The organism is Bradyrhizobium sp. LTSP849 (assembly GCF_000938255.1).
Classification (GTDB): Bacteria; Pseudomonadota; Alphaproteobacteria; order Rhizobiales; family Xanthobacteraceae; genus Bradyrhizobium.
Genome location: NZ_JYMR01000045.1, coordinates 376,464 through 399,809 on the forward strand (window position 1 = coordinate 376,464; position 23,346 = coordinate 399,809).

Genomic DNA, 23,346 nt, shown 5'->3' on the forward strand with positions numbered 1-23,346 from the left:
GCGACAGCATTGCAATCACATGCGCAGCAGGACGATTAGAATGCCGATGGAGGCGGCAGCGATGACGCAGAGCGCGATCGTGCTCACACGGGCTTTCTTAGCTTCCTTGCGACCTAAGGCCTCGATCGTGTCCGGCGACAGAAAGTGACCCTCGCGAGTCATGTCTTCCATCTGCTCGAGCACGGTGACGGTACGGTTCGCGATCTCGGGTAGTTTCGAAAGCAGGTGACCCAGCACACCGGCGCCGGACATCGCGCCCTGGATACGGCCGATAGGTCCGAGATTGCGCTCGATCCATTCGCGCACCACGGGGTCGGCGACCTTCCAGATATCGAGCTTGGGATCGAAGCCGCGCGCCACGCCTTCGACCACCACCATGGTCTTCTGCAGCAGGATCAGCTCGGGCCGCGTCGTCATGTCGAACAGGCCGGTGACCTCGAGCAGCAGTGTCAGCAGCCGCGCCATCGAGATCTCCTCGGCGGTGCGGTTGTGGATCGGCTCGCCGATGGCGCGGATGGCTTGCGCGAAATTCTCGACCGAGTGATGCGCGGGCACGTAGCCTGCCTCGAAATGCACCTCGGCGACGCGGCGATAGTTGCGGGTGATGAAGCCCAGCAGGATTTCGGCGAGGAACCGCCGCTCCTTCATGCCGAGCCGGCCCATGATGCCGAAATCGACTGCGACGAGACGTCCGGCGTCATCCAGGAACAGGTTTCCGGGATGCATGTCGGCATGAAAGAAGCCGTCGCGCAGTGCGTGGCGGAGAAAACTCTGGATCACCTTGCGGCCGAGATCGGGCAGGTCGACCTGCGCCTCTGCCAGGCGCTTGTGATCGTTCAGCGCAATGCCGTCGATCCACTCCATCGTCAGCACGTTATGCGTGGTGCGGTCCCAGTCGACGGTCGGCACGCGGAAATCCGGATCGTCGCGCGTGTTCTCGGCCATCTCCGAGAGCGCCGCAGCCTCGAGCCGAAGGTCCATCTCCATCGCGACCGAGCGCGACATGGTGTTGATGACTTCGATCAGGCGCAAACGCCGCGCCTCGCTCGAATAGGTCTCGGCCTTGTGTGCGACGTAGAAGAAATCGGAGAGGTCGCGACGGAATCGCGAGGCCACGTTCGGTCGCAGTACCTTGACCGCGACCGCCTTGCGGGCGCCGTCGTGCAAGACTTCACCGCGATGCACCTGTGCGATCGAGGCTGCCGCAACCGGCGGGCCGAGGCTCGCGAACACGTCCGTCAGCGGACGCTCCAGCGAGGTTGCGATCGCAGCTTCCGCTTCTGCTTGCGAAAACGGCGGCAAGCGGTCCTGGAGGCTTTCCAGATCGCGAGCCATGATAACGCCGACGACGTCGGGACGCGTGGCGAGGAACTGCCCGAGCTTGAGATAGGCCGGGCCCATCCGGGTCAGCGCGCGCGACATCCGGGGCCCATCTTTAGGGCCGCGCCGTTCGACGATACGCGCAAGCTTTAGCGCAAGCTGCCCGGGCGGCGGCACCAGGCTCGGATCGACGGAGCCGAACACGCCTTCGCGCGCAAATACGAACGCGGCGCGCATCAGGCGCGAAATGTGGGTAATGGCAGAGATCACAAACGCCAGCCCGAATGCAGTGCGACGATGCCGCCGGTCAGTGTCTGCCAGCCGACGCGGGCGAAGCCGGCGTCGCGGATCATGTCGGCAAAGGCGTTGGGCTTCGGAAACTTGCGGATCGATTCGACCAGATATTGATAGGATTCGGCATCGCCCGTGACCATGCGGCCGAGCGGAGGGATCACCTTGAACGAGAACAGGTCATAGAGCTTGTCGAGCCCGGGCATCTCGACGGTGGAGAATTCCAGGCACAGGAAGCGGCTGCCGGGCTTGAGCACACGATAGGCCTCGTGCAGCGCCAGATTGATCTGCGGCACGTTGCGAATGCCGAAAGCGATCGTATATGCGTCAAAGCTGCGGTCGGCGAAGGCGAGCGCTTCGGCATTGCCTTCGACGAAATCGACCTGGGTTTCGCGATGCCGCTTCGCGGCGCGCTCGCGGCCCACCGCCAGCATTCCGGAATTGATGTCGCACACGGTGGCATGGAAGCCGGGACCGGCCGCCTTGGCAGCCCGGAACGAGATGTCGCCGGTGCCGCCGGCGACGTCGAGCAGCGCGAATGGCCGGTCGCTCCTGGGCGGGTCGAGCGCGTTGATCATGATGTCCTTCCAGACCCGGTGCAGGCCACCGGACATCAAATCGTTCATCAAATCATAGCGCGAAGCCACGCTGTGAAACACATCGTTCACCAGCGTCTGCTTGTCCCCCAGGGGAACGTCTTTGAAGCCAAAATGCGTGGTTTCGCCCGGCCGATCCATTACTCTACTCCACGAGGCGGACCATAGCGCGCCCGCCGCAATGGCGCTATCACACCGCCCTCATAAGGTGAATGCCTGACCATGCCTGAATTGCCTGAAGTCGAGACCGTCCGCCGCGGCCTTCAGCCCGTCATGGAGGGTGCGAAAATCCTCGTTGCGGAGGCCCGCAGGCCTGATCTGCGCTTTCCCTTTCAGCCTGATTTCGTGGCCCGGCTCCAGGGCCAGGTCGTCACCGGCCTGGGCCGCCGTGCAAAATATCTCATGGCCGATCTCGCCTCCGGCGACGTGCTCTTGATGCATCTGGGCATGTCGGGCTCGTTCCGCGTCATCAAGCCTGACAACGACGCGGCGCCCGGCGAGTTTCACTACCCGAAGGGGAAGGACTCCACGCACGACCACGTGCTGTTTCGGATGTCCTCCGGCGCGGACATCGTCTTCAACGATCCACGCCGCTTCGGTTACATGAAAGTGATCGCGCGCAGCGCGCTCGAAGATGAGCCGCTGCTGCGCGGGCTCGGCCCCGAGCCGCTCGGCAACGAGTTCGATGCGGCCATGCTGGCGCAGTCCTGCGAAGGCAAGACCACGAGCCTGAAGGCCGCGCTGCTTGACCAGCGCGTGGTCGCCGGGCTCGGCAACATCTATGTCTGCGAAGCCCTGCATCGCTCGCATCTGTCGCCGCGCCGGATCGCCGCGACGCTGTCGACCAAAGCCGGACAACGCAAGGGCGTTGCCGGGGGCGAACCGACCGATCATGCCAAGAGACTGGTCGGCGCGATCCACACCGTGCTGAACGACGCCATCAAGGCCGGCGGCTCCTCGCTGCGCGATCATCGCCAGACCTCAGGTGAGCTCGGCTATTTCCAGCACTCGTTCAAGGTCTATGACCGCGAAGGCGAGACCTGCAAGACACCGCGCTGCGGCGGCATCGTGAAGCGCTTCACCCAGAACGGCCGGTCGACGTTCTGGTGTCCGAAATGTCAGAAGTGACGTCGCTCCGTAGCCCGGATGGAGCGTAGCGAAATCCGGGACCTTCGCGACGAATGCAGGTGCCCCGGATTGCGCTACGCTCCATCCGGGCTACGAAAGCCGACGCGCAGTCGTTTGGCCTGACATGTCAGATGTCTACGCGCCGTCGCCGAGGTGCCTTGGGCGGGAGCGGTTCTACTGTGCATGGGGTTTGTTTTCGTCATTTTGTTCGACGACGGGTCCGCCACCTCCGAAAACGCGAAGCGAAGCAATCCGGCCGGGCTGGTGGCCGGATTGCTTCGTCGCTGGGCCCTTCCGGATGGTGAAGAGCCCGTCTGTCGCCTGAGCGATCGCCCCGCTCAGGACGCCAGGGTCTTGGTCTCGTCCGACGCGCGTTCGGCGGCGAGGTGCAACATGCCGTCGGCGGCCGAGATGACCTGGTCGATCAGCACATTGGTCGCGGAGATGTTGAGCCGGGTCTCGATCCAGTGCCAGAGGCCGCGGATTTCCTCGGTCGACTTGCCGTTGGGTGCGAATTCGCTGACGGCGAGGCCGTTGGCGAGCGAGTCCTGGTGATCATTGCGCATCACGATCAGCGGACGCGCGAGCACCTCGGAGAGATCGAGCGCGGCCTCCTCGGCGAGCGTGTTGGCCGCGTTGTCGATGCGCTGGCCGCGGATCGGCGTCTGGTTCAGCACGAAGCTGTAGGGCCGCTTCCAGGCGCGCGCGACGCTGAGGGTGGAGACGGTGGCCTCGATGTCGGCGACGCTCGGGCGGGCCGGGATCAGGCAGAGGTCGGAATGGCGGATCGCGGCGGTGGTCGCGGCGCTGAGGCCGGCGGCGGTATCGACGATCGCGAGCTGGAGGCCGCTATCGGCGAGCATCTTCAGCCGCGGCTCGATATCGGCAGCGTGATAGATCGGCTCGACCACGAGATCCTCGGTGGTGCGGCGGCGCTGCCAGTTGGACAGGGTGCCCTGCGGGTCGGTCTCGATCAGGCGGACGGTGAAGCCGGCCTGCTTGGCTGCCAGCGCGAGGCCGATGGCGAGCGTGCTCTTGCCGCTGCCACCCTTTTGGGTGGCCAGTACGATCGTGTGCATTTGAAGATAAATCCTTTGGAGTGCTCGGGTCAGGAAAACGCCACGCGAACGTGCATCAATGGGGATGCTGAGCTCTTCTCGCTCAGGACGTGCCGGCCCGATCCAAAGGGGGATCGCGGATGTCCGAATCAGCAGTAACGATGATGGCAGAATCAGGAATGCCAGCTAATCCGTACCATTACTGGACCCGTAATCGTGCGTGTGATGTGCTCGCCGCCGTGAATAAGAGGGACAGGCGGCATGAGCGGAAATTGGCGCGACCGGACGGCGACGACCTTTGAGTGCCAGAAAATGCCGGCGGTCTCGAGCCGCGGCATGGTGGTCAGCAACCATCCGCTGGCCTCCAGCGCCGGCGCCGAGATGCTGGCGGCCGGCGGCAACGCCATTGATGCTGCGATCGCGACCCTGTTCACGCTGACCGTGGTCGAGCCGATGATGGTCGGCATCATCGGCGGCGGCATGGCGCATATCCGGCTGGCCGACGGCAGCCATCGCTTCATCGACGGCCAGAGCACCGTGCCCGCGGCGGTGCGCGACACCACCTACACGTCGAAGCCGGGCTCGGCGCACGACGTGTTCGACACCGTCGGCAATGAGAATCTCACCGGTCCGAAGGCGGTTGCCACGCCGGGCTCGCTGAAAGCCTGGTGCGAGACGCTGCGCCGGTTTGGCACGATGCCGCTTGCTGACGTGATGCAGCCCGCGATCAAGCATGCCGCCCGCGGCTATGCGGCCACGCCCTATTTGCACGAATGCATCAGCGAGAGCGCCGCCGAGATGCGCAAGGACAAGCCGATCGCGGCGATCTATTTGCCGAACGGCGAGCCGCTGAAGGTCGGCGAGCGCGTGGTGCAGGCCGAATATGGCGAGACGCTCCGGTATATAGCCGACCATGGCGAGAAGGCGCTCTACGAGGGGCCGCTCGGCGACATCCTCGTCGACTACATGGAGAAGACCGGCGGTTTCATCCGCCGCAACGATCTCATGAACTACAAGACCGTCGAACGGCAACCGATCCGCGCCGACTATCGCGGCTGGACCATCCTTGGCCCGCCGCCGCCCGCGGCCTCAGGCGTGCATATCGCGCAGATGCTGAACATTCTGGAGGGTTATGACATCGGCGGCCTCGGCTTCGGCACGCCGGAGACCATTCACTATCTCGCCGAAGTCCTGAAGATCGCCTTTGCCGATCGTGCCGCGGCCAGCGGCGATCCGGACTACGTCGGCGTGCCCGTGGAGCGGTTGACGTCGAAGGCCTATGCCGAGGAACGTCGCCGCGCAATCGATCCGGCGCGGGCGCAGGCCTGGGGCGCCGGCGTGGCGCCGCTCGAAGGTGCGCACACCACGCACATGACGGCGGGAGATTCTTTCGGAAATGTGGTCGCGACCACGCAGACCATTAACAATCTGTTCGGCGCAAAGATCATGATCCCGAGCCTCGGCGCCATCGCCAACAATTACATGAACCTGTTCGATCCGCGTCCCGGCCACGCGCTCTCGCTGGCGCCGGGCAAGCGCGTCACCACCTCGATGTCGCCGATGATGGCGCTGCGCGACGGCAAGCTGCGCTATGCGCTCGGGCTACCCGGCGGCAAGCGCATCTTCCCGAGCGCGATGCAGGCGCTAGTCAATCTGATCGACCACGGCATGAGCTTGCAGGAGGCGGTCGAGGCGCCGCGAGTCTGGACCGAGGGCAATGCGCTCGAGGTCGAGCAGAAGGTGCCCGAGGCTGTGCGCACAAAACTCGCGAGCCTGGGCCACAAGGTCCAGCCCGTTGCGACGGTTGCCGGCGGCATGAATGCGATTGCGTTCCACGACGACGGGAGCATGACCGGCGCGGCCTGCTGGCGCGCCGACGGCACGCCGGTCGGGATTTCGGGCGGCCTCGCGCGCAGCGGTGTCAGGTTCAGGTTGAGTTAGCCGCGTCTTCATGAACACGGCGCGTCCGCTTTTCGGATGCGGCAGAAATCGTCCAATCGCCCGTAGATGTCGCCTTTGATCTGAAGCGGACGCAAATCCTATATTTGGCAGTTTTTGAACCTCCGCGGCGGTTTTCGGACGATTGCGTTCGCGGCTGCGAGGCAGATGCCGCATGGTTGTCCCGACCGACGTGGATGACGACACAAGTCGGGCACTGTAAGCTGCGCAACTCTGGCGGCAGGCTTGTCGACCAGCGGAGTAAGGTTGCGCGTATGGGAAGGGATTTGATCGGCGACTTCTTGGCCGGGGGCGGCGAATTGGGCGCTTTGACGCGCGCGCTCGACTGGTCGAAGACGTCCGTTGGTTCCCCGGAAACCTGGCCCCAAAGTCTTCGGGTTACGGTTCGACTTGTTCTGACCTCGCGCCACCCGATGTTCATTTGGTGGGGACCAGACCTCATCCAGTTCTATAACGATGCATACCGGGAGACGATGGGCCCCGAAAGGCATCCAAGCGCACTGGGAGCACAGGGCCGCGAGTGTTGGGCTGAGATCTGGGACATCATCGGCCCTCAGATCGAGTACGTCATGTCCGGCAAGGGTGCGACCTGGAATGAGGACCAGCTTGTGCCGGTCACGCGCCACGGCCGTCGCGAGGACGTCTGGTGGACGTATAGCTTTGGCCCGATCGATCTTGAAGGCGAGGTGGGTGGCGTGCTTGTGGTCTGCAAGGATGTCACGTCCGAACATATGGCAAGGGAAGCGCTGGGCCTCATCAACGAGGAGCTGAAGCACCGCGTCAAGAACACGCTTGCAGTCCTGAGCGCGGTAGCTGCGCAGACATTTCGCGATCCAACCAGCAAAGCCGATCTCGAAAAGTACCAGGCACGGCTCGGCGCGTTTGGACGAGCTCAGGACCTGCTGACCGCATCAAATTGGGCGGCTGCGCCACTCCACGATGTGATCGGTACTGCTCTGACACCTTACCGGACAGGTGAGGGCCGCTTCACGGTCTCGGGTCCCCCGCTTGTTGTGAAATCTCGACAAGCGCTTGCTCTGTCACTGGCGCTCCACGAACTCGCGACCAACGCCTTGAAGTACGGCGCTCTGACCGCGGCGAGTGGTCGCGTGTCGATTGCATGGACATGCGAGGATCAGGACGGTGAGCCCAAATTCGTTTTCGTCTGGCAGGAATTTGGCGGTCCAACGGCGTCGACGCCCACCCGCGTCGGCTTTGGTTCACGCCTCATTTCGCGGGTGTTGGAAGACGATTTCAAAGGTTCCGTGGATGTTACCTATGAGTCGACGGGTCTCGTTTGCCGCCTGACGGCCCCCCTCGAAAATCTGGCAAGTTCTCCAAAAGGCACGTGAGAAGCGGCGTGTTTGGCGGCGCGGCGTTTCTTGCGAACGGCGTCCGGGATACGAGCGCAAGCGCCGCGGGTTACTTCCGCACGCAGATCACGCGCACGACGCTAGCTTTCGCATCCGTCGAACTGCCGTTCGCGGTGACGCCGTTCGCCTTCAGGAAATCGCGCACCGCATCTGCGGAGACCATCGCGGCCTGTGATGCCGGCACCGCTGTTGCAGGTCCTGCAACCATGACCGGCTTCAACAGCGCGATCCCTGCGAACTTGCCGTCGCCATCGATCGCCGGGCTGCCGGAAAATCCAACCGCCGGCGGCGGTGACAGCGCGGCATCGCCGCCGCCGGCCGATGCCAGCGCGGCCTTGACACTCGACGCACCGGCCGCGCCGCCCTGGCTCTGCGGATCCGTAATGCCGATGACATCGACATTCGTCTTCGCCGTACCGCTCGTGAGGTTGAGCGGCTTCAGGCCGCGCGCGCCGTAGATATGCAGCAGCGCGAGATCGTGCTCCTTGTCCTCGGCGAGACGATCCGCATTGCCATAGCCGCCGATCGTGATGGCGAGGCAAGCGTCGGTGACGAGACGGTCGGCGATAATCGCGCCGTCATCACTGACGACGATGCCGGTGCCATATTCGACCGTCTTGCGCGGCGGCGGTCCGGCTTGCGGTCCTGACGGAAATGCGTTGAACGCGCTCGACATCGCGATCACGACCGGCTCGACCGTGTTCTCGGTGGCCTGGTCGTAGAGGATCGTCATGATGCGGACTTCGTCGCCCTTGAAGGTGCCGCGCACGTAAAACTTTTTGAGGCCCTGGAGTCCCGACAGCACGAAGAAGTCGGGCTTCACCACGGTGTAGTCGACCTTGCGTCCGGCCGGCTCCTTCTTCTCCGTTTCCGCGAGCTTTGCCGTGGTCGGGTTCGCTTCCTTGCGGCGGCTGAGCAGCACCTGCACCGTTCCGGTCGGCGAGGTCCATTTCGAGCCGTTGGCGTCGGTCGCCTGCTGCGGCACCAGCTTGCCGGGGATGCCGAGTCGCGCGCCGCTGGTCGGCTCCATCACGATCTTCCAGCCGACATTGTCCTGCTTCCGCCGCGCGGTCTCGGCGAGTGCGGCGCGTTCCTGCGGATTGAGCACGCCGGTCGGCTTGCCGCCCTTGGCCTTCTGATACTCCTTGATCGCGTCGACCATGCGCGCGCTGAGGTCGCCGGTGATGGCGCCGTTATATTCGCCGACCCAGGCGAGATCAGATTGCAGCGACAGCCGCTCGGCCTGCGCCATGGCGTCCGCGGTCTCGGACGGCGTCTGCAAGGCCGGTGGACGGATCGGGACGGTCTGGACCACCTTCGGCTTGGAGCCGGGGATCTGCGGTGCCGTCATCTGGGCGTTCGCGCCTGTGGCAGCCGCGAACATCAGTGTTGCCGCAAGCATCGATCTCATGACAAATCCAGCCAGCCCATTGAACGTGCTGCCATTGAAGCACATCTCGTTGGTCGCGACCAATGTTGGGGCGGTTCAGGAGAAGAGAAGTTGCTGAGCCCGGACGAACTCGAACGCTATGCCCGCCATATCGTGCTGCGCGATGTCGGCGGACCGGGCCAGGCTGCGCTGAAACGGGCCTCGGTGCTGGTGATCGGCGCCGGCGGGCTCGGCGCGCCGGCGCTGATGTATCTGGCGGCCGCCGGAGTCGGCACACTTGGCGTTGTCGATGACGACGTCGTCTCGCTGTCAAATCTTCAACGCCAGGTCATCCATACGACGCCCGACATCGGACGCCACAAGGTCGAGAGCGCCGCCGAGCGGATCGCGGCCCTCAATCCGCATGTGCGTTTCGTCGGTCACGCCACCTGGCTCAACGCCGACAATGCGCTCTCGTTGATCGGCGATTACGATCTGGTGCTGGACGGCTCCGACAATTTCTCGACGCGCTATCTGGCCTCGGACGCCTGCTTCTTTGCGAAGAAGCCACTGATCACCGCGGCGCTGGGCACCTTCGACGGTTCGCTCACCACCATCCGCGCACATGAAAAGAACGAGCAGGGCGTGTTCAATCCAACCTATCGCTGCCTGTTTCCGGAGGCGCCGCCGCCGGGCACCGTGCCGGCCTGCGCCGAGGCCGGCGTCATGGGCGCGCTGGCTGGCGTCATGGGCTCGATGATGGCGCTGGAGGCGATCCGCGAGATTGTCGGCTTCGGTGACGGCCTGGTCGGCCGCCTCCTGATGATCGATGCGCGCGCGATGCGCTTTGAGACGTTGCGCTATGCGCGCGATCCGGCCAACCCGCTCAATGGCGATGGGCCGGTCATCACTGACCTGAGCGCCCATCGCACGAGCTGACGTTACATCGTGGCCGGCTTCTCGCTGTCGAGATGCGCCATCTGCTCGGCGGCATAGCGCGTGCCCGAGGCGACGTTCGGCGGGAAGGCTTTGGCCAGCGCGGCAAGATGCGCAGGCGTCAGCGTCACCTTGGTCGCGCCGAGCGCCTCGGTGAGACGGTTGCGAGTGCGGGCGCCGACCAGTGGCACGATCTCCTGGCCCTGCGCCGCCACCCAGGCAATCGCGACCTGCGCCGGCGTCGCGCCGACGTCCTTGGCGATCACGCGCAGGGAGTCCACCAACGCGAGATTGGCGTCGAGATTCGCGCCCTGGAAGCGCGGGCCCATCAGCCGGAAGTCCTTGCCGACCTTGCCAGAGTCCTTCGACCAATGGCCGCTGATCAGGCCGCGCGCCAGCACGCCATAGGCGGTGATGCCGATGCCGAGCTCGCGGCAGGTCTTCAAAATGTCGCGCTCGATGCCACGAGCGATCAGCGAATATTCGATCTGGAGATCGACGATCGGATGCACGGCATGCGCGCGGCGGAGGGTGTCGGAGCCGACCTCGGACAGGCCGATATGCTTGACGTAGCCGGCCTTCACCATCTCGGCGATACCGCCGATCGTCTCCTCGATGGGAATGCTGGGATCAAGCCGCGCCGGGCGGTAGACGTCGATGTAGTCGGTGCCAAGCCGTTGCAGTGAATAGGCCAGAAAATTCTTGATTGCGGTCGGCCGGCAATCCATTCCGGCGAATTCGCCGGCGGGACCGCGCAGCGGGCCGAACTTGACGCTGAGCTGCACTTTCTCGCGCGGGACATCCTTCAGTGCCTCCCGGATCAGCATTTCATTGTGGCCCATGGTGTAGAAATCGCCGGTGTCGAGCAGTGTGATGCCGGCATCGAGCGCCGCATGGATGGTGGCGATGCTCTCGCCGCGATCGGTCGGGCCATAGGCGTCCGACAGCGCCATACAGCCGAGACCAAGGCTTGAGACGTTGGGGCCGGTTGAACCGAGTTTGTACTGTTCCATGTTGGCTCTCCTCGAAAAGGCGGCTGATTGCGCCGCGTGACGAGGGCAGATATGCGTCCGCTCCATTGCGCCGATAAGCTGGACAATCGAGAATGGTCTGTTCATCATGTCGAACAATGGCCAATCCCGACCTGCGCGATCTCGATGCCTTCGTGGCAGTCGCCCGCACCCGCAATTTCCGGCGCGCGGCGGTCGAAATTCGTGTGTCGGTGTCGAGCCTTAGCCAGCGGCTGCGCGACCTGGAGGAGGGCCTCGGCGTCCGCCTGATGAACCGCACCACCCGCAGCGTCGCGCTGACTGAGGCGGGTGAGCTGCTGCTGTCGCGGGTGGCGCCGGCCCTGCGCGATGTCGGCGATGCCCTGGATCAGGTCCGGGGCCTGCGCGAGGTCGCCTCGGGCCGCCTCCGCATCAACGCGCCGCCGCCGGCCGTCGATCTCGTGATGGCCCCGATGATCGGGCCGTTTCTCGAAGCGCATCCCCTGGTCGACCTCGACATCGTTTCCGAAAGCGGTTTCGTCGACATCGTCAGCGCCGGCTACGATGCCGGCGTGCGCTATGGCGAGCATCTGGCGCAGGACATGGTGGCTATCCCGCTGAGCGGTCCGCAGCATTATGTCGTCGTCGCATCGCCCGCTTACGTCGCGCGCCGCGGTCGACCAAAGCATCCGAAGGATTTGCTCGACCATGATTGCATCCGCGCCCGCTATTCGAGCGGCGTCATGCATGATTGGGATTTCGAGAAGGGTGGCCAGCTCATGAAGGTCGATCCGCCGGCCAAGCTGATCTCGAGCAATATGGGCCTTGCGATGCGCGCCGCGCTCGACGGCGTCGGCATCTGGGCAACGCTTGATGGCTATGTCAGTGAAGCCGTAAAGTCCGGCGCGCTGGTCAGCTTGCTCCAGGATTGGTGCGAGCCGTTTCCCGGGCCGTTCCTGTACTATCCAAGCCGACGACAGGTGCCGCCGGCGCTACGCGCGTTCATCGATTTCGTCGCAGACTGGCGCAAGCGCGAAACGCGCGGGAAATAGATCTCAGAGCATGCTCGGCAGCACGCGATCCGGCGGCTTGTGCGCGTCGAGGAAGGTGCGGATGTTGATGATCACCTTCTCGCCCATCTCGACGCGGCCTTCGATCGTGGCCGAGCCCATATGCGGCAGCAGTGTCACCTTGCCGGCCTTGGCGAGCCGCACCAGCTTCGGATTGACCGCGGGCTCGTGCTCGTAGACGTCGAGGCCGGCGCCGCCGATCTCGCCGCCTTCGATCAGCTTGATCAGCGTGTCCTCGTCGGTCACCCCGCCGCGCGCGGTGTTGACGATGTAGGCATCTTTCCGAATCAGCTTAAGCCGTCGCGCCGAGAGCAGATGATAGGTGGCCGGCGTGTGCGGACAGTTCACCGAGATGATGTCCATCCGCGCCAGCATCTGGTCGAGGCTTTCCCAATAGGTCGCCCCTAACTCTTCGGCGATCTTCGGTGCGACGGGACGGCGGTTGTGATAGTGGATCTGCAAGCCGAAGGCGCGGGCGCGGCGCGCGACTGCCTGGCCGATGCGGCCCATGCCGATGATGCCGAGGCGTTTTCCGCCGATGCGGTGGCCGAGCATCCAGGTCGGTGACCAGCCGGCCCAGGGTTTCCCCTCCGTCAGCACCGAGGCGCCTTCGATCATCCGGCGCGGCACGGCCAGGATCAGCGCCATGGTCATGTCGGCGGTGTCTTCGGTCAAAACTTTTGGCGTGTTGGTGACGGTGATGCCGCGGGCATGCGCGGCCTCGACATCGATATTGTCGACGCCGTTGCCGAAATTGGCGATCAGGCGGAGCTTGCAGTCAGGCTGGTTGACGATGTCGGCACTGATGTGGTCGGTGACGGTCGGAACCAGGATGTCGGCAGTCCGCGCAGCTTCCGCGATCTGCTCGGCCGACATCGGCGTGTCGTCGAGATTGATGCGCGCGTCGAACAGCTCGCGCATCCGCGTCTCGATCGAATCCGGCAGCTTGCGCGTCACGACGACCAGGGGCTTTTTCTTCACCGACATGTCCTGCTCTCATGAGGCATTGCAAGCCGCCTCTGTCACCAAAGGCCGGTCGTTGAGGCCTCATTAACCCGGTTGTTCGACACTGCCTTTGCCGTGTCCGTCCCCGGCGTTTCCTTCAAGCGCTCCCGACATTTCCGGCCGGAAAATCGGGGCAAATTCGTTGTTCAAGCGTCCGTCCTCTCTAGCAGAAGGCCGGGCCAAGACAAGAACCACGGGTCTGGCTTGCGGATCTGGTTTCGGGAACACCCGCGTGGGGCGGGACTTGGGCGGCGCGGCAGGGGTTTGGACTTTGGGGTGAGGGCTCGGCTTGGCTGGGTCTTCGACAGGAGACGGGTTGATGGCGTTGGGGCGTTTTTGTTCGGTGATGGCGCTTGTTTGCGGCTGGTTGAGCGCCTCGGTCAGCCCCTCGCATTCGGCGAAAGACGCCACCCCGCAGACAGCCAGCGGCCTGCCGGTGCCGCGCTATGTCAGCCTCAAATCGGATCACGTGAACGTCCGCGCCGGCCCGACCAAGGACAATGATGTGGCCTGGGTCTATACCCGCTCCGGCCTGCCGGTCGAAATCACCGCCGAGTTCGAGAACTGGCGCCGGGTCCGCGATTCCGAGGGCGCCGAAGGCTGGGTCTATCACTCGCTGCTGTCGGGCCGCCGCACTGCGGTCGTCACCATGAAGCACAAGGACGAGCTCGCGCCGATCTACGACCGCGCCGATCCCGACAGCGCGGTGGCCGCAAAGCTCCAGGCCGGTGTCGTCACGCAGGTGAAAAAATGCACCACAAGCTGGTGCCACGTCACCGGCAACGGTTTTGACGGCTGGATCCAGCAGGAGCGCCTCTGGGGCGTCTACGCCGACGAGCAGGTGAACTGACGTCTCGTGTCGTCCCGGCGAAGGCCGGGACCCATAACCACATACAGAACTTTTGCGAAGACTGGTTGTTAGCCGGTCGCTCCACGGTACGGATACCTGCGTCTATCGATAAATCACGCGGTATGGGTCCCGGCCTTCGCCGGGACGACACGAGGTGTGGATCTCAGCGCTTCTTGCGCAGGCGCACGACCATGTCGATGCGCGCGATCTCGTAGCCTTCCGGCACCTCCGGCATCTTGGACAGCGCCAGATGCGGATCCTCGATGTCGACCAGCTCATGGCTGTTCTCGAGGTAATAGTGGTGGTGCGTGGTGACGTTGGTGTCGAAATAGGTCTTGGTGCCGTCGACGCTGACCTGACGCAGCAGGCCGGCATCGGTGAGCTGGTTCAGCGTGTTGTAGACGGTCGCGAGCGAGACCGGGACCTTGGCCAAGGTCGCTTCCTCGTAGAGCATTTCAGCCGTGAGGTGGCGGGCACCCTTGCCGAACAGCAGCCAGCCGAGAGCCATGCGCTGGCGCGTCGGGCGGAGGCCGGCGGACTGGAGCATTTCATTGACGTCGTGCCAGGGGCAGCCGGTCAGGGCCGGCTGGCGGCCGGACAGAAGGGCCGCCGCATGGGCGTCTTCGTCGTGATGGGTCGCGTTGTTTTCGTTCATTTCCAAATTCGGGCACGCGTGAACACTATCTGTCTGCAATATATGGAGAGATAGATGCAGATGCAAGTTTCTCGCAACTAGAGTGGTTCTAATCAGGAGAGGAACCGGGCCGGGACCCCGTCACTTTACCTTCATGACACCGCTTTGCCACCCGAAATGGCCTGTGTTAGAGAGCGCGCGGTTCCGCTAAACCGATTTTGGCGCTGCCAAGCATTGAGGCTTGGTCCGCGGTCCATCCGGGCTCTCGGCATTTGCGTCTGATCGATGGCAATTGGCGCTGCTTTCCGAACAGAACGGGGCCCATTTTTGCCAGAAACGCCGCTCAATCGGGGTTAGAACAGAGGCTTCCGCATGCTGAACAGGCGCAACGGCTACGAATACGAAGATCTGCTGGCATGTGCCCGCGGTGAGATGTTCGGCCCGGGCAATGCACAATTGCCCCTGCCGCCGATGCTCATGTTCGACCGCATCACCGAAATTTCCGAGACCGGCGGCGAGTACGGCAAGGGGATCGTTCGCTCCGAGCTCGACGTGAAGCCCGATCTCTGGTTTTTCGGCTGCCACTTCAAGAACGATCCGGTGATGCCCGGCTGCCTTGGTCTCGACGCGCTGTGGCAAATGGTCGGCTTCTATCTGGGCTGGAGCGGTGGCGAAGGTCGCGGCCGCGCGCTTGGCCTGAACGAGCTGAAGTTTAGCGGCCAGGTGCTGCCGGAGGCCCGCAAGGTTGTGTACAACATCGATATCAAGCGCGTGATGCGTTCAAAGCTCGTGCTCGGTATCGCCGACGGATGGCTTTCGGTCGATGACCAGATTATCTATCGCGCAAAGGATCTGAAGGTCGGCCTGTTCAAGCAGGGCACGAGCCTGAGCTAACGCACATCACCAAGAAGACAACGATTGAGGCGAGGCTGTCATGAGGCGGGTTGTGGTCACCGGGATGGGGATTGTCTCGTCCATCGGAAACAACACCCAGGAAGTGCTTGCGAGCCTTCACGAGGCAAAGTCGGGCATTTCACGGGCTGAAAAATATGCCGAGCTCGGCTTCCGTTCGCAGGTGCAAGGTGCGCCGACGATTGATCCCGCGACGGTTGTCGACCGGCGTGCGATGCGCTTCCTCGGCCAGGGCGCGGGGTGGAATCACATCGCGATGGAGCAGGCGATCCAGGATTCCGGACTGGCGCCTGACGACGTCTCCAACATTCGTACCGGCATCATCATGGGCTCGGGCGGCCCGTCCGCCCGCACCATCGTCGAAGCCGCCGACATCACCCGCACCAAGGGACCGAAGCGCGTCGGACCGTTTGCAGTGCCGAAGGCGATGTCGTCCACGGCCTCCGCAACGCTTGCGACCTGGTTCAAGATCAAGGGCGTGAACTATTCGATCTCCTCGGCCTGCGCGACGTCGAACCACTGCGTCGGCAATGCCTATGAGACCATCCAGATCGGCAAGCAGGACGTCATCTTCGCTGGCGGTTGCGAGGAGCTCGACTGGTCGCTGTCGGTGCTGTTCGACGCCATGGGCGCGATGTCCTCGAAGTACAACGACACGCCCGCGACCGCCTCGCGTCCCTACGACGTCAATCGCGACGGCTTCGTCATTGCCGGCGGCGCCGGCGTGCTGGTGCTGGAAGAGCTCGAGCATGCCAAGGCGCGCGGCGCGCGCATCTATGGCGAGATCGTCGGCTACGGCGCGACGTCGGACGGCTACGACATGGTCGCTCCGTCCGGCGAGGGCGCCGAGCGCTGCATGCGCATGGCAATGTCGACGGTGAAGACCAAGGTCGATTACATCAATCCGCACGCCACCTCGACGCCGGCCGGCGATCCGCCGGAAATCGAGGCACTCCGAAAAGTGTTCGGCGTCGGCGAAAAGTGCCCGCCGATCTCGGCGACCAAGGCGTTGACCGGCCATTCGCTGGGCGCGACCGGCGTGCAGGAAGCGATCTATTCGCTGCTGATGATGAACAACGGCTTCATCTGCGAGAGCGCGCACATTCAGGAGCTCGATCCCGTGTTCGCCGACATGCCGATCGTGCGCAAGCGCATCGACAACGTCAAGATCGGCACCGTGCTGTCGAACTCGTTCGGCTTCGGTGGCACCAACGCCACGCTGGTGTTCAGCCGGCTGGATGTGTGAGCCCAAGACGCTGTCATGCCCCGCGAAGGCGGGGCATCCAGTACGCCGCGGCTTCCCGGCCTACAAAAACTGTCTCTGGAATACTGGATCGCCCGCCTGCGCGGGCGATGACGTCGGAATGATAGGAGTCACGAGGCAATGGAAGGATTGATGCTCGGCAAGCGCGGTCTGATCATGGGCATCGCCAATGATCATTCGATCGCCTGGGGCATGGCGAAGACGCTGCATGCTCATGGCGCCGAGCTTGCCTTCACCTTCCAGGGCGAGGCGCTGGGCAAGCGTGTCAAGCCGCTCGCGGAGTCTCTCGGCGTCGAGTTGGTGCTGCCCTGCGACGTCGAGGACATCGCCAGCGTCGATGCCACGTTCGACGTCTTGCGTGAGAAATGGGGCCAGCTCGATTTCGTGATCCACGCGATCGGCTTTGCCGACAAGAGCGAGCTGAAGGGCCGCTACGCCGACACCAGCCGCGAGAATTTTTCGCGCACCATGGTGATCTCCTGCTTCTCGTTCACGGAAGTCGCAAAACGCGCTGCCGAACTGATGACGGAGGGCGGCAGCATGATCACGCTGACCTTCGGCGCCTCGGAGCGCGCGATGCCCAATTACAACGTGATGGGCGTCGCCAAGGCGGCGCTGGAAGCGTCCGTGCGCTATCTCGCCTCTGATTTCGGACCGCGCGGCATCCGTGTCAACGCGATCTCCGCAGGCCCCATTCGCACGCTCGCGGGCTCCGGCATCGGCGAGGCGCGCGCGATGTTTGCGTTCATGCAAAAGCATTCGCCACTCCGCCGCGGCGTCACGCTCGACGAGCTCGGCGGCTCGGCGCTGTATCTCCTGTCGGACTTGTCCGGCGGCGTGACCGGCGAGATCCATTATGTCGATTCCGGCTACAACACGGTTTTGATGCCGAGGCCGGACGATTTGAAGACCCCGGACTAGAACTCCGCAGGGTGGGCAAAGGAGCGTAAGCGACGTGCCCGCGATCTCTCATATTGCGCCGAGAACTTCTGCCGCGAGCGACGCATTGATCAGCGCGCGTCGCTGTTGCGCGCCGCTCGTTGAGCCCCGAGCATGAACGGAAGTGTCTTGTCGAGGCTTTCCGTCAGCATGACGCGGACGCCATCGCGCAGGGCGGGATCGCTGGCGGCGTCCTCGGGGCGCGTTGGAAACGATTCTGCGGGCAACTCGCGATAAGGACCGCCGATTAGCGTGCCCAAAAGCCTCTGCACCGCCAGGGAATGATGCACGTTGATCAGCGCAGAACTCTGTCTGACAACAGAGAAGTCGCGCCCGTCAAAGATGCGGATAAACGCCAGAGCGTAGAGAAAGATGCGACGCCCGAGCACCACGTCCTGATTGAGGATGCCGAAGCCGCGGACCGTATAATTCGATGAGCCGATAGGACTGATTGAATTGAGGATCTGGATGTAATGCCGGCAATTCGTTCCTTTCGCGACCTGGCGCATGTATTCGGCCAGCTCCGCGTTGTGATCGCGGAACAACCTGTCCTTCAACGTGTCCTTGGACTCATCGCGGGGAGGAAATTTCGCCGGGTTGTAGGGGATTCTCAGGACGGATACCCCGGCAGGGATCGTGGCGCGAATCCGCGCGAAGATCAGATCGTTGAGTCCCCAGCCTGGGATCGGGATGACGGTCTTCTTGTTCTGGAATACGGTGAGGCCGGTCGTCAGCACGGTGAACTCATCGCCGGTGGTGACGACGACACCGAAGTCGCACGGGCCGCCGACCACGGACGCAGGCTTGGCCGTCCGCGTGCTCGTCTTGCTGTTGGCTTGCTTGACGGCTGGTCCTGCCGTCTCCGCCCCTGGTGGTCCCGATTTGGTCTGCGCCCAAGCAGATGTCGAAAGGCACCACAAGACAGCTGCAACGACGACCGGCCGGGCCATAACCCCAAATGCAGCCCAGCCGCAGGAAGCGGACGAGCGATATGCTTTGTCGCGTCCCGTCGGCAAAGGCGCTCACTCGCCTTTGATGTACGCGGGTAGATACTTGTCCAATTGGGCCGTGAGCAGGCTGCGTGTGCTGTCACGCAGCAATGCACTGTTGGTCACCTGTTCAGGAGTCTTGGGAAATTCGAGATTGTTGAGAATCTGCATATTGTCATTCTTGTTGGAAAAGCTCGAAGCAAGCACATCTCCGAAGCTCCGGGTCGGCGCTCGGTGGATGTCGAAAGTTCGTCCGTCAAAAACGTTGATACGGAAATAGGCAACCACGACGCCGCGCCCGGAAGGGCTCGCCCAATTCTTGTAGACCCCAAGGCCCTCGATTGACTGATTGGTGCCATCAACCGAAACGCGGGATTTCGTGGCTACGATGTAGCGTTCGCAATTTGCAGTCCCGGCGATCTGCCGCACCAAGGCCGTCAGGTCGTCGCGGTCATTGCGGAATAGTTTCGCTTCCGGATGATAGTATGGCTTGAAGGCGCCGCTTGCGTAAGCGATCTTTCGGACAGTCGTGCCGGGAGCCGCGGCGCGAACCCTCGCGACGAACAGATCATCGATACCCCACGTCTCGATCGGCGCCTCCATGTACTCGTTGCCGAACATCGTGAGGCCGACATGTTGCACCGAGAACTGGTCGCCGATCGCGGAAATGACGCCGATCTGACAGGGGCCATTCTCCGCCGCGACCGGCTGTTGTGCAGCCGGTTTGGCCTTCGGCGTCGCCCGCTTGACCGCTGACTTGGCCGGTGCCGCCGTCTGAGCGGAAGGCGCGGCGGGTGCTGGAGGAGTTTGCGCGATTGCCGAGGTGAAAATGGACAGGAGCGCGATCAGCGAGGCGGCAATGCGTAGCATGGATTCCGGGAGATCAGAGGCAGGAGGTTATCGGCCCCGCCACACTAAGTGGGGATCGTGACAACCGCAAGCTGCATCCGGAGATCGCCGTCTATCCGCCCGGCTGCCGCTTCCAGCGGTAATATTTCATCACGAACCCGTTCGACGGCTCGACCTCTTCCTTCTCGAACACAAAACCCTCGCGCTCGTACCAGCGCCAGGCCTTTTCGTTCTCGCGAATGCAGCGCAGGTACATCTCATCCGGCATTTGCGTGCGCGTGAAGGCGAGTAATTGCCGGCCGAGCGATTGTCCCTGATATGCGGGCCCGACAAACAGCATGTCGAGATAGAGTTTTGGCAGATGCAGCGCCAGCATCGCGGCGATCGTGCCGTTGTCGTCTGCGACGAACAGGCTCCAGCCACCCTCGATCTCGCGCTGGACGCGCGCGCGCAAATTCGCCAGCAGGAAGTTGCTCGCCTCGGCAAGCCCGGTCGAGACCCAGCTCTCCATCCAGACGCGGGCGATCTCGTCATATTCCTCAGTGCGAGCAGGGCGGATGACCGGATGCGACATCCGAGCCTCAACCCCGTTGGTTGCGCGCGACCTGCCGCGGGCGCGCCTTGCCGGCGGACAGGCACACCACTTCGGAGATTTGCAGGAGCTGCCGCGCCAGCGGACTGGTCTTGCGCCAGACCATGCCGATGGTGCGCGAGGGCTCCGGGTCGCGAAAGCGCGAGAGCGAGACCGAGGCGGATCGCGTCTCCACCGACACCGCCATCTCCGGAATCAGGGTGACGCCGATGCCGGCGCTGACCATCTGGACCAACGTCGACAGCGAATTTGCGTCCAGCATCTCGCGTGGCGGTGCCGATTGCATGTTGCAGAACGACAGCGCCTGGTCGCGGAAACAATGTCCCTCTTCGAGCAGCAACAGCCGCATCTCGCGCATCATCTCGCGTGACGGCACCGGCGTCCCCGCATCCGTGCCCGGCCGCACCAGCAGGAACTTCTCCTCGAACAGGGCGACTTCGGTGAGCGAAGGCTCGGACACCGGCAGCGCGACGATGGCGGTGTCGAGCCGGCCTTCGACCAGTTCCTGGATCAGCCGCGGCGTCATCGTCTCGCGCACGCGGATGTCGAGCTCCGGATGCATGCGCGTGAGATTCTTGGTGATTGTGGGCAGCAAATAAGGCGCGATCGTCGGGATCATGCCGATGCGCAGGCGGCCGACAAAACGGTCCTGCGAGGCGCGGGCGAAATCGCCGAGCTCATCGACCGAGCGCAGGATGTCGCGGACGCGTGGTGCGAGCTCCTCGCCAAATCGCGTTAGCGCGACCTGCCGGGCGCTGCGCTCCAGCAGCAGGCCGCCGAGCGCCTCTTCCAGTTCCTTGATCTGCATCGACAGGGCCGGCTGTGAGATGGAACAGGACTCAGCCGCACGCCCGAAATGGCCATGACGCGCCAACGCGTCGAAATATCGCAGTTGGCGCATCGTCACGTTGACCATCAGAAAATCCTATCGCAGCGATCATTAAAGTCAACTTCCCCTGATGGAATGTGAAGCTTAGAGTGCTTCTACCTGGTCAAAGGCGCGAGTTCGACGCCACCAGAGGAGGTATTCATGGACGACTCTTCGAAGTGCCCGTTTTCGGGTGGAAAACGCGTACCGGCGAACCGCGATTGGTGGCCAACTCAGCTCAGCATCGAGATGCTGCACAAGAATTCCGGTCTGTCCGATCCGATGGGCAAGGAATTCGACTATGCCAAGGAGTTCAAGACGCTCGACCTGAACGCGGTCGTCAAAGACCTGACCGCGCTGATGACGGAGTCGCAGGAATGGTGGCCCGCCGATTTCGGTCACTACGGCGGCCTCATGATCCGCATGGCCTGGCACAGCGCGGGCACGTACCGCACCACCGATGGCCGCGGTGGCGCCGGTGCCGGTCAACAGCGTTTCGCGCCGCTCAACAGCTGGCCCGACAATGCCAACCTCGACAAGGCGCGCCGGTTGCTCTGGCCGATCAAGCAGAAATACGGCCGCAAGATTTCCTGGGCCGATTTGATGGTGCTTGCCGGTAACGTCGCGCTGGAGTCGATGGGCTTCAAGACCTTCGGTTTCGCGGGCGGTCGCGCCGATGTCTGGGAGCCGGAAGAACTGTATTGGGGACCTGAAGGTTCGTGGCTGGGCGACGAACGCTACAGCGGCGAGCGTGAGCTCGCCGAGCCGCTCGGCGCGGTGCAGATGGGCCTGATCTACGTCAATCCGGAAGGCCCGAACGGCAAGCCGGATCCGGTCGCCGCGGCAAAGGATATCCGCGAGACCTTCTTCCGCATGGCGATGAACGATGAGGAAACGGTCGCCCTGATCGCCGGCGGCCACACCTTCGGCAAGACCCATGGCGCGGGTGATCCCTCGCTGGTCGGACCGGAGCCGGAGGCGGGCGCGCTCGAGGATCAGGGTCTCGGCTGGAAGAGCAAGCATGCTTCGGGCCTGGGGGGTGATTCCATCACCAGCGGTCTCGAGGTGACATGGACGACGACGCCGACGAAGTGGAGCAACAACTTCTTCGAGAACCTGTTCAAGTACGAATGGGAGCTGACGAAGAGCCCGGGCGGCGCGAATCAGTGGACGGCCAAGGGCGCCGACGCGATCATTCCCGATGCGTTCGATAAGTCGAAGAAGCATCGGCCGACGATGCTGACGACCGACCTCTCGCTGCGCCTCGATCCGGCCTATGAGAAGATCTCGCGGCGCTTCCTGGAGCATCCCGATCAGTTCGCGGACGCGTTCGCCCGTGCCTGGTTCAAGCTCACCCATCGCGACATGGGCCCGATCGTGCGCTATCTCGGCCCGCTGGTGCCGAAGGAGACGCTGATCTGGCAGGATCCGATTCCGGCCGTGAATCACGAGCTGGCCAGCGACCAGGACATCGCTTCCTTGAAGACGAAGATCCTGGCCTCGGGTCTCTCGGTGTCCGAGCTGGTCTCGACCGCCTGGGCGTCGGCTTCGACGTTCCGCGGTTCGGACAAGCGCGGCGGCGCCAACGGCGCGCGCATTCGCCTCGCGCCGCAGAAGGACTGGGAGGTGAACCAGCCGGCTCAACTCTCGAAGGTTCTCGGCAAGCTCGAAGCGATCCAGAAGGACTTCAACGCTTCGTCTGGTGCGAAGAAGGTCTCGCTCGCCGACCTGATCGTGCTCGGTGGTTCTGCCGCGGTCGAGAAGGCCGCGAAAGACGCCGGCGTCGACGTCAAGGTCGCGTTCACGCCGGGCCGCATGGATGCCTCGCAGGAGCAGACCGATGCCGCTTCGTTTGCTCCGCTGGAGCCGCGGGCCGATGGTTTCCGCAACTTCGTCGGCAAGCGGCATCAGTTCTTGCAGCAGGAAGAGGCGCTGGTCGATCGCGCGCAGCTTCTGAAGCTGAGCGGACCCGAGCTGACGGTGCTGGTCGGCGGCCTGCGTGTGCTCGGTGCCAATGCCGGTGATTCGAAGAACGGTGTCTTGACCTCGAAGGTCGGCACGCTGACCAACGACTTCTTCGTCAACCTGCTCGACATGAGCATGCAGTGGACGCAGGCGGCTGACGGCAGCTATGAGGCACGCGACCGCAAGACCAACGCGGTGAAGTGGACCGGCACGCGCGCCGATCTCATCTTTGGCGCGCACTCGCAGCTCCGCGCCTACGCCGAGGTCTATGCCACGTCCGACTCCAAGCAGCAGTTCGTGAAGGACTTCGCCAAGGCCTGGACCAAGGTGATGAACCTCGACCGGTTCGACCTCACCGCTTGATCCCAGCGATCAGTACAGCACAAACAA

21 protein-coding genes are annotated in these 23,346 nt (G+C 63.6%); 10 read left to right on the top strand and 11 right to left on the bottom strand.

Annotated features, from left to right (window positions below; genetic code table 11):
- Positions 1 to 15: 15 nt before the first annotated feature.
- Entirely contained in the window at positions 16 to 1,590 is a 1,575-nt protein-coding gene (ubiB, locus tag UB31_RS26160) for a 2-polyprenylphenol 6-hydroxylase (protein WP_045004884.1), read from the bottom strand.
- A complete protein-coding gene (ubiE, locus tag UB31_RS26165; RefSeq protein ID WP_045012933.1) occupies positions 1,587 to 2,348 on the bottom strand; it encodes a bifunctional demethylmenaquinone methyltransferase/2-methoxy-6-polyprenyl-1,4-benzoquinol methylase UbiE in 762 nt (253 codons plus the stop codon). Before ubiE ends, ubiB begins: the two co-directional genes overlap by 4 nt.
- Positions 2,349 to 2,429: 81 nt before the next feature.
- On the opposite strand from ubiE, the gene mutM reads away from it, so the two are divergent.
- Complete coding sequence (gene mutM, locus UB31_RS26170) at positions 2,430 to 3,335, top strand: bifunctional DNA-formamidopyrimidine glycosylase/DNA-(apurinic or apyrimidinic site) lyase (protein WP_045012934.1); 906 nt, start codon at positions 2,430 to 2,432, stop codon at positions 3,333 to 3,335.
- Positions 3,336 to 3,673: 338 nt separating this feature from the next.
- Here mutM and UB31_RS26175 read toward each other — a convergent pair whose 3' ends face one another.
- The gene (locus UB31_RS26175) at positions 3,674 to 4,414 is read right to left on the bottom strand and encodes a nucleotide-binding protein (RefSeq protein WP_045012935.1); all 741 of its coding nucleotides are present in this window, start codon (positions 4,412 to 4,414) and stop codon (positions 3,674 to 3,676) included.
- 240 nt (positions 4,415 to 4,654) lie between these two features.
- On the opposite strand from UB31_RS26175, the gene ggt reads away from it, so the two are divergent.
- Positions 4,655 to 6,334, top strand: a complete 1,680-nt coding sequence (gene ggt / locus UB31_RS26180) for a gamma-glutamyltransferase (RefSeq protein ID WP_045012936.1) — start codon at positions 4,655 to 4,657, stop codon at positions 6,332 to 6,334.
- Between the two features lie 284 nt (positions 6,335 to 6,618).
- Positions 6,619 to 7,704 carry a sensor histidine kinase gene (locus UB31_RS26185; RefSeq protein WP_245306059.1) on the top strand — a complete coding sequence of 362 codons (1,086 nt, stop codon included), beginning with the start codon at positions 6,619 to 6,621 and terminating at the stop codon, positions 7,702 to 7,704.
- Positions 7,705 to 7,774: 70 nt separating this feature from the next.
- Here UB31_RS26185 and UB31_RS26190 read toward each other — a convergent pair whose 3' ends face one another.
- Positions 7,775 to 9,136, bottom strand: coding sequence for a peptidoglycan-binding protein (locus UB31_RS26190; protein ID WP_045013001.1), 1,362 nt, complete (start codon positions 9,134 to 9,136; stop codon positions 7,775 to 7,777).
- Between the two features lie 90 nt (positions 9,137 to 9,226).
- Between UB31_RS26190 and UB31_RS26195 the strand changes: the two genes are divergently transcribed.
- The gene (locus tag UB31_RS26195) at positions 9,227 to 10,033 is read left to right on the top strand and encodes a HesA/MoeB/ThiF family protein (protein ID WP_045012937.1); all 807 of its coding nucleotides are present in this window, start codon (positions 9,227 to 9,229) and stop codon (positions 10,031 to 10,033) included.
- A 2-nt stretch (positions 10,034 to 10,035) separates the two neighbouring features.
- Here the strand turns inward: UB31_RS26195 and UB31_RS26200 are convergent, their stop codons facing one another.
- Entirely contained in the window at positions 10,036 to 11,043 is a 1,008-nt protein-coding gene (locus UB31_RS26200) for an aldo/keto reductase (protein WP_045012938.1), read from the bottom strand.
- A gap of 116 nt (positions 11,044 to 11,159) precedes the next feature.
- Between UB31_RS26200 and UB31_RS26205 the strand changes: the two genes are divergently transcribed.
- Complete coding sequence (locus tag UB31_RS26205; protein ID WP_045004893.1) at positions 11,160 to 12,071, top strand: LysR family transcriptional regulator; 912 nt, start codon at positions 11,160 to 11,162, stop codon at positions 12,069 to 12,071.
- A gap of 3 nt (positions 12,072 to 12,074) precedes the next feature.
- Here UB31_RS26205 and UB31_RS26210 read toward each other — a convergent pair whose 3' ends face one another.
- Complete coding sequence (locus UB31_RS26210) at positions 12,075 to 13,076, bottom strand: 2-hydroxyacid dehydrogenase (protein WP_045004896.1); 1,002 nt, start codon at positions 13,074 to 13,076, stop codon at positions 12,075 to 12,077.
- Between the two features lie 337 nt (positions 13,077 to 13,413).
- Here UB31_RS26210 and UB31_RS26215 point away from each other — a divergent pair, with 337 nt between their 5' ends.
- Positions 13,414 to 13,944: an SH3 domain-containing protein gene (locus UB31_RS26215; RefSeq protein ID WP_045004899.1), complete on the top strand. Its 531-nt coding sequence runs from the start codon at positions 13,414 to 13,416 to the stop codon at positions 13,942 to 13,944.
- 163 nt (positions 13,945 to 14,107) lie between these two features.
- Here the strand turns inward: UB31_RS26215 and irrA are convergent, their stop codons facing one another.
- Positions 14,108 to 14,599, bottom strand: coding sequence for an iron response transcriptional regulator IrrA (irrA, locus tag UB31_RS26220; protein ID WP_045004900.1), 492 nt, complete (start codon positions 14,597 to 14,599; stop codon positions 14,108 to 14,110).
- Positions 14,600 to 14,950: 351 nt separating this feature from the next.
- On the opposite strand from irrA, the gene fabA reads away from it, so the two are divergent.
- The 3 genes from fabA (at position 14,951) to fabI (ending at position 17,675) form a co-directional block, all read left to right on the top strand.
- Positions 14,951 to 15,472, top strand: coding sequence for a bifunctional 3-hydroxydecanoyl-ACP dehydratase/trans-2-decenoyl-ACP isomerase (gene fabA, locus UB31_RS26225; RefSeq protein ID WP_045004902.1), 522 nt, complete (start codon positions 14,951 to 14,953; stop codon positions 15,470 to 15,472).
- 40 nt (positions 15,473 to 15,512) lie between these two features.
- Complete coding sequence (gene fabB / locus UB31_RS26230) at positions 15,513 to 16,736, top strand: beta-ketoacyl-ACP synthase I (protein WP_045004904.1); 1,224 nt, start codon at positions 15,513 to 15,515, stop codon at positions 16,734 to 16,736.
- A gap of 138 nt (positions 16,737 to 16,874) precedes the next feature.
- The gene (gene fabI / locus UB31_RS26235; RefSeq protein ID WP_045012939.1) at positions 16,875 to 17,675 is read left to right on the top strand and encodes an enoyl-ACP reductase FabI; all 801 of its coding nucleotides are present in this window, start codon (positions 16,875 to 16,877) and stop codon (positions 17,673 to 17,675) included.
- A gap of 89 nt (positions 17,676 to 17,764) precedes the next feature.
- On the opposite strand, the gene UB31_RS26240 is transcribed toward fabI, so the two are convergent.
- The 4 genes from UB31_RS26240 to UB31_RS26255 form a co-directional block, all read right to left on the bottom strand.
- Positions 17,765 to 18,487 (bottom strand): hypothetical protein, encoded by a 723-nt coding sequence (locus UB31_RS26240; protein ID WP_045012940.1) that lies wholly within the window; start codon positions 18,485 to 18,487, stop codon positions 17,765 to 17,767.
- A gap of 228 nt (positions 18,488 to 18,715) precedes the next feature.
- Complete coding sequence (locus tag UB31_RS26245; protein WP_045004910.1) at positions 18,716 to 19,552, bottom strand: hypothetical protein; 837 nt, start codon at positions 19,550 to 19,552, stop codon at positions 18,716 to 18,718.
- A gap of 91 nt (positions 19,553 to 19,643) precedes the next feature.
- On the bottom strand, positions 19,644 to 20,105 hold the full coding sequence (locus UB31_RS26250; RefSeq protein WP_045012941.1) for a GNAT family N-acetyltransferase: 462 nt from the start codon (positions 20,103 to 20,105) through the stop codon (positions 19,644 to 19,646).
- A 7-nt stretch (positions 20,106 to 20,112) separates the two neighbouring features.
- Positions 20,113 to 21,039, bottom strand: coding sequence for a hydrogen peroxide-inducible genes activator (locus UB31_RS26255; RefSeq protein WP_045012942.1), 927 nt, complete (start codon positions 21,037 to 21,039; stop codon positions 20,113 to 20,115).
- A 114-nt stretch (positions 21,040 to 21,153) separates the two neighbouring features.
- Between UB31_RS26255 and katG the strand changes: the two genes are divergently transcribed.
- The gene (gene katG, locus UB31_RS26260) at positions 21,154 to 23,319 is read left to right on the top strand and encodes a catalase/peroxidase HPI (protein ID WP_045012943.1); all 2,166 of its coding nucleotides are present in this window, start codon (positions 21,154 to 21,156) and stop codon (positions 23,317 to 23,319) included.
- The last annotated feature ends 27 nt before the right edge of the window (positions 23,320 to 23,346 follow it).

What these genes read in the sequence shown, in the direction of transcription:
- ubiE (WP_045012933.1), bottom strand. Translation starts at nt 2,348, where the DNA reads ATGGATCGGCCGGGCGAAACCACGCATTTTGGCTTCAAAGACGTTCCC.
- mutM (WP_045012934.1), top strand. Translation starts at nt 2,430, where the DNA reads ATGCCTGAATTGCCTGAAGTCGAGACCGTCCGCCGCGGCCTTCAGCCC.
- UB31_RS26175 (WP_045012935.1), bottom strand. Translation starts at nt 4,414, where the DNA reads ATGCACACGATCGTACTGGCCACCCAAAAGGGTGGCAGCGGCAAGAGC.
- ggt (WP_045012936.1), top strand. Translation starts at nt 4,655, where the DNA reads ATGAGCGGAAATTGGCGCGACCGGACGGCGACGACCTTTGAGTGCCAG.
- UB31_RS26190 (WP_045013001.1), bottom strand. Translation starts at nt 9,136, where the DNA reads ATGAGATCGATGCTTGCGGCAACACTGATGTTCGCGGCTGCCACAGGC.
- UB31_RS26200 (WP_045012938.1), bottom strand. Translation starts at nt 11,043, where the DNA reads ATGGAACAGTACAAACTCGGTTCAACCGGCCCCAACGTCTCAAGCCTT.
- UB31_RS26205 (WP_045004893.1), top strand. Translation starts at nt 11,160, where the DNA reads ATGGCCAATCCCGACCTGCGCGATCTCGATGCCTTCGTGGCAGTCGCC.
- UB31_RS26210 (WP_045004896.1), bottom strand. Translation starts at nt 13,076, where the DNA reads ATGTCGGTGAAGAAAAAGCCCCTGGTCGTCGTGACGCGCAAGCTGCCG.
- UB31_RS26215 (WP_045004899.1), top strand. Translation starts at nt 13,414, where the DNA reads ATGGCGTTGGGGCGTTTTTGTTCGGTGATGGCGCTTGTTTGCGGCTGG.
- irrA (WP_045004900.1), bottom strand. Translation starts at nt 14,599, where the DNA reads ATGAACGAAAACAACGCGACCCATCACGACGAAGACGCCCATGCGGCG.
- fabA (WP_045004902.1), top strand. Translation starts at nt 14,951, where the DNA reads ATGCTGAACAGGCGCAACGGCTACGAATACGAAGATCTGCTGGCATGT.
- fabB (WP_045004904.1), top strand. Translation starts at nt 15,513, where the DNA reads ATGAGGCGGGTTGTGGTCACCGGGATGGGGATTGTCTCGTCCATCGGA.
- fabI (WP_045012939.1), top strand. Translation starts at nt 16,875, where the DNA reads ATGGAAGGATTGATGCTCGGCAAGCGCGGTCTGATCATGGGCATCGCC.
- UB31_RS26245 (WP_045004910.1), bottom strand. Translation starts at nt 19,552, where the DNA reads ATGCTACGCATTGCCGCCTCGCTGATCGCGCTCCTGTCCATTTTCACC.
- UB31_RS26250 (WP_045012941.1), bottom strand. Translation starts at nt 20,105, where the DNA reads ATGTCGCATCCGGTCATCCGCCCTGCTCGCACTGAGGAATATGACGAG.
- UB31_RS26255 (WP_045012942.1), bottom strand. Translation starts at nt 21,039, where the DNA reads ATGGTCAACGTGACGATGCGCCAACTGCGATATTTCGACGCGTTGGCG.
- katG (WP_045012943.1), top strand. Translation starts at nt 21,154, where the DNA reads ATGGACGACTCTTCGAAGTGCCCGTTTTCGGGTGGAAAACGCGTACCG.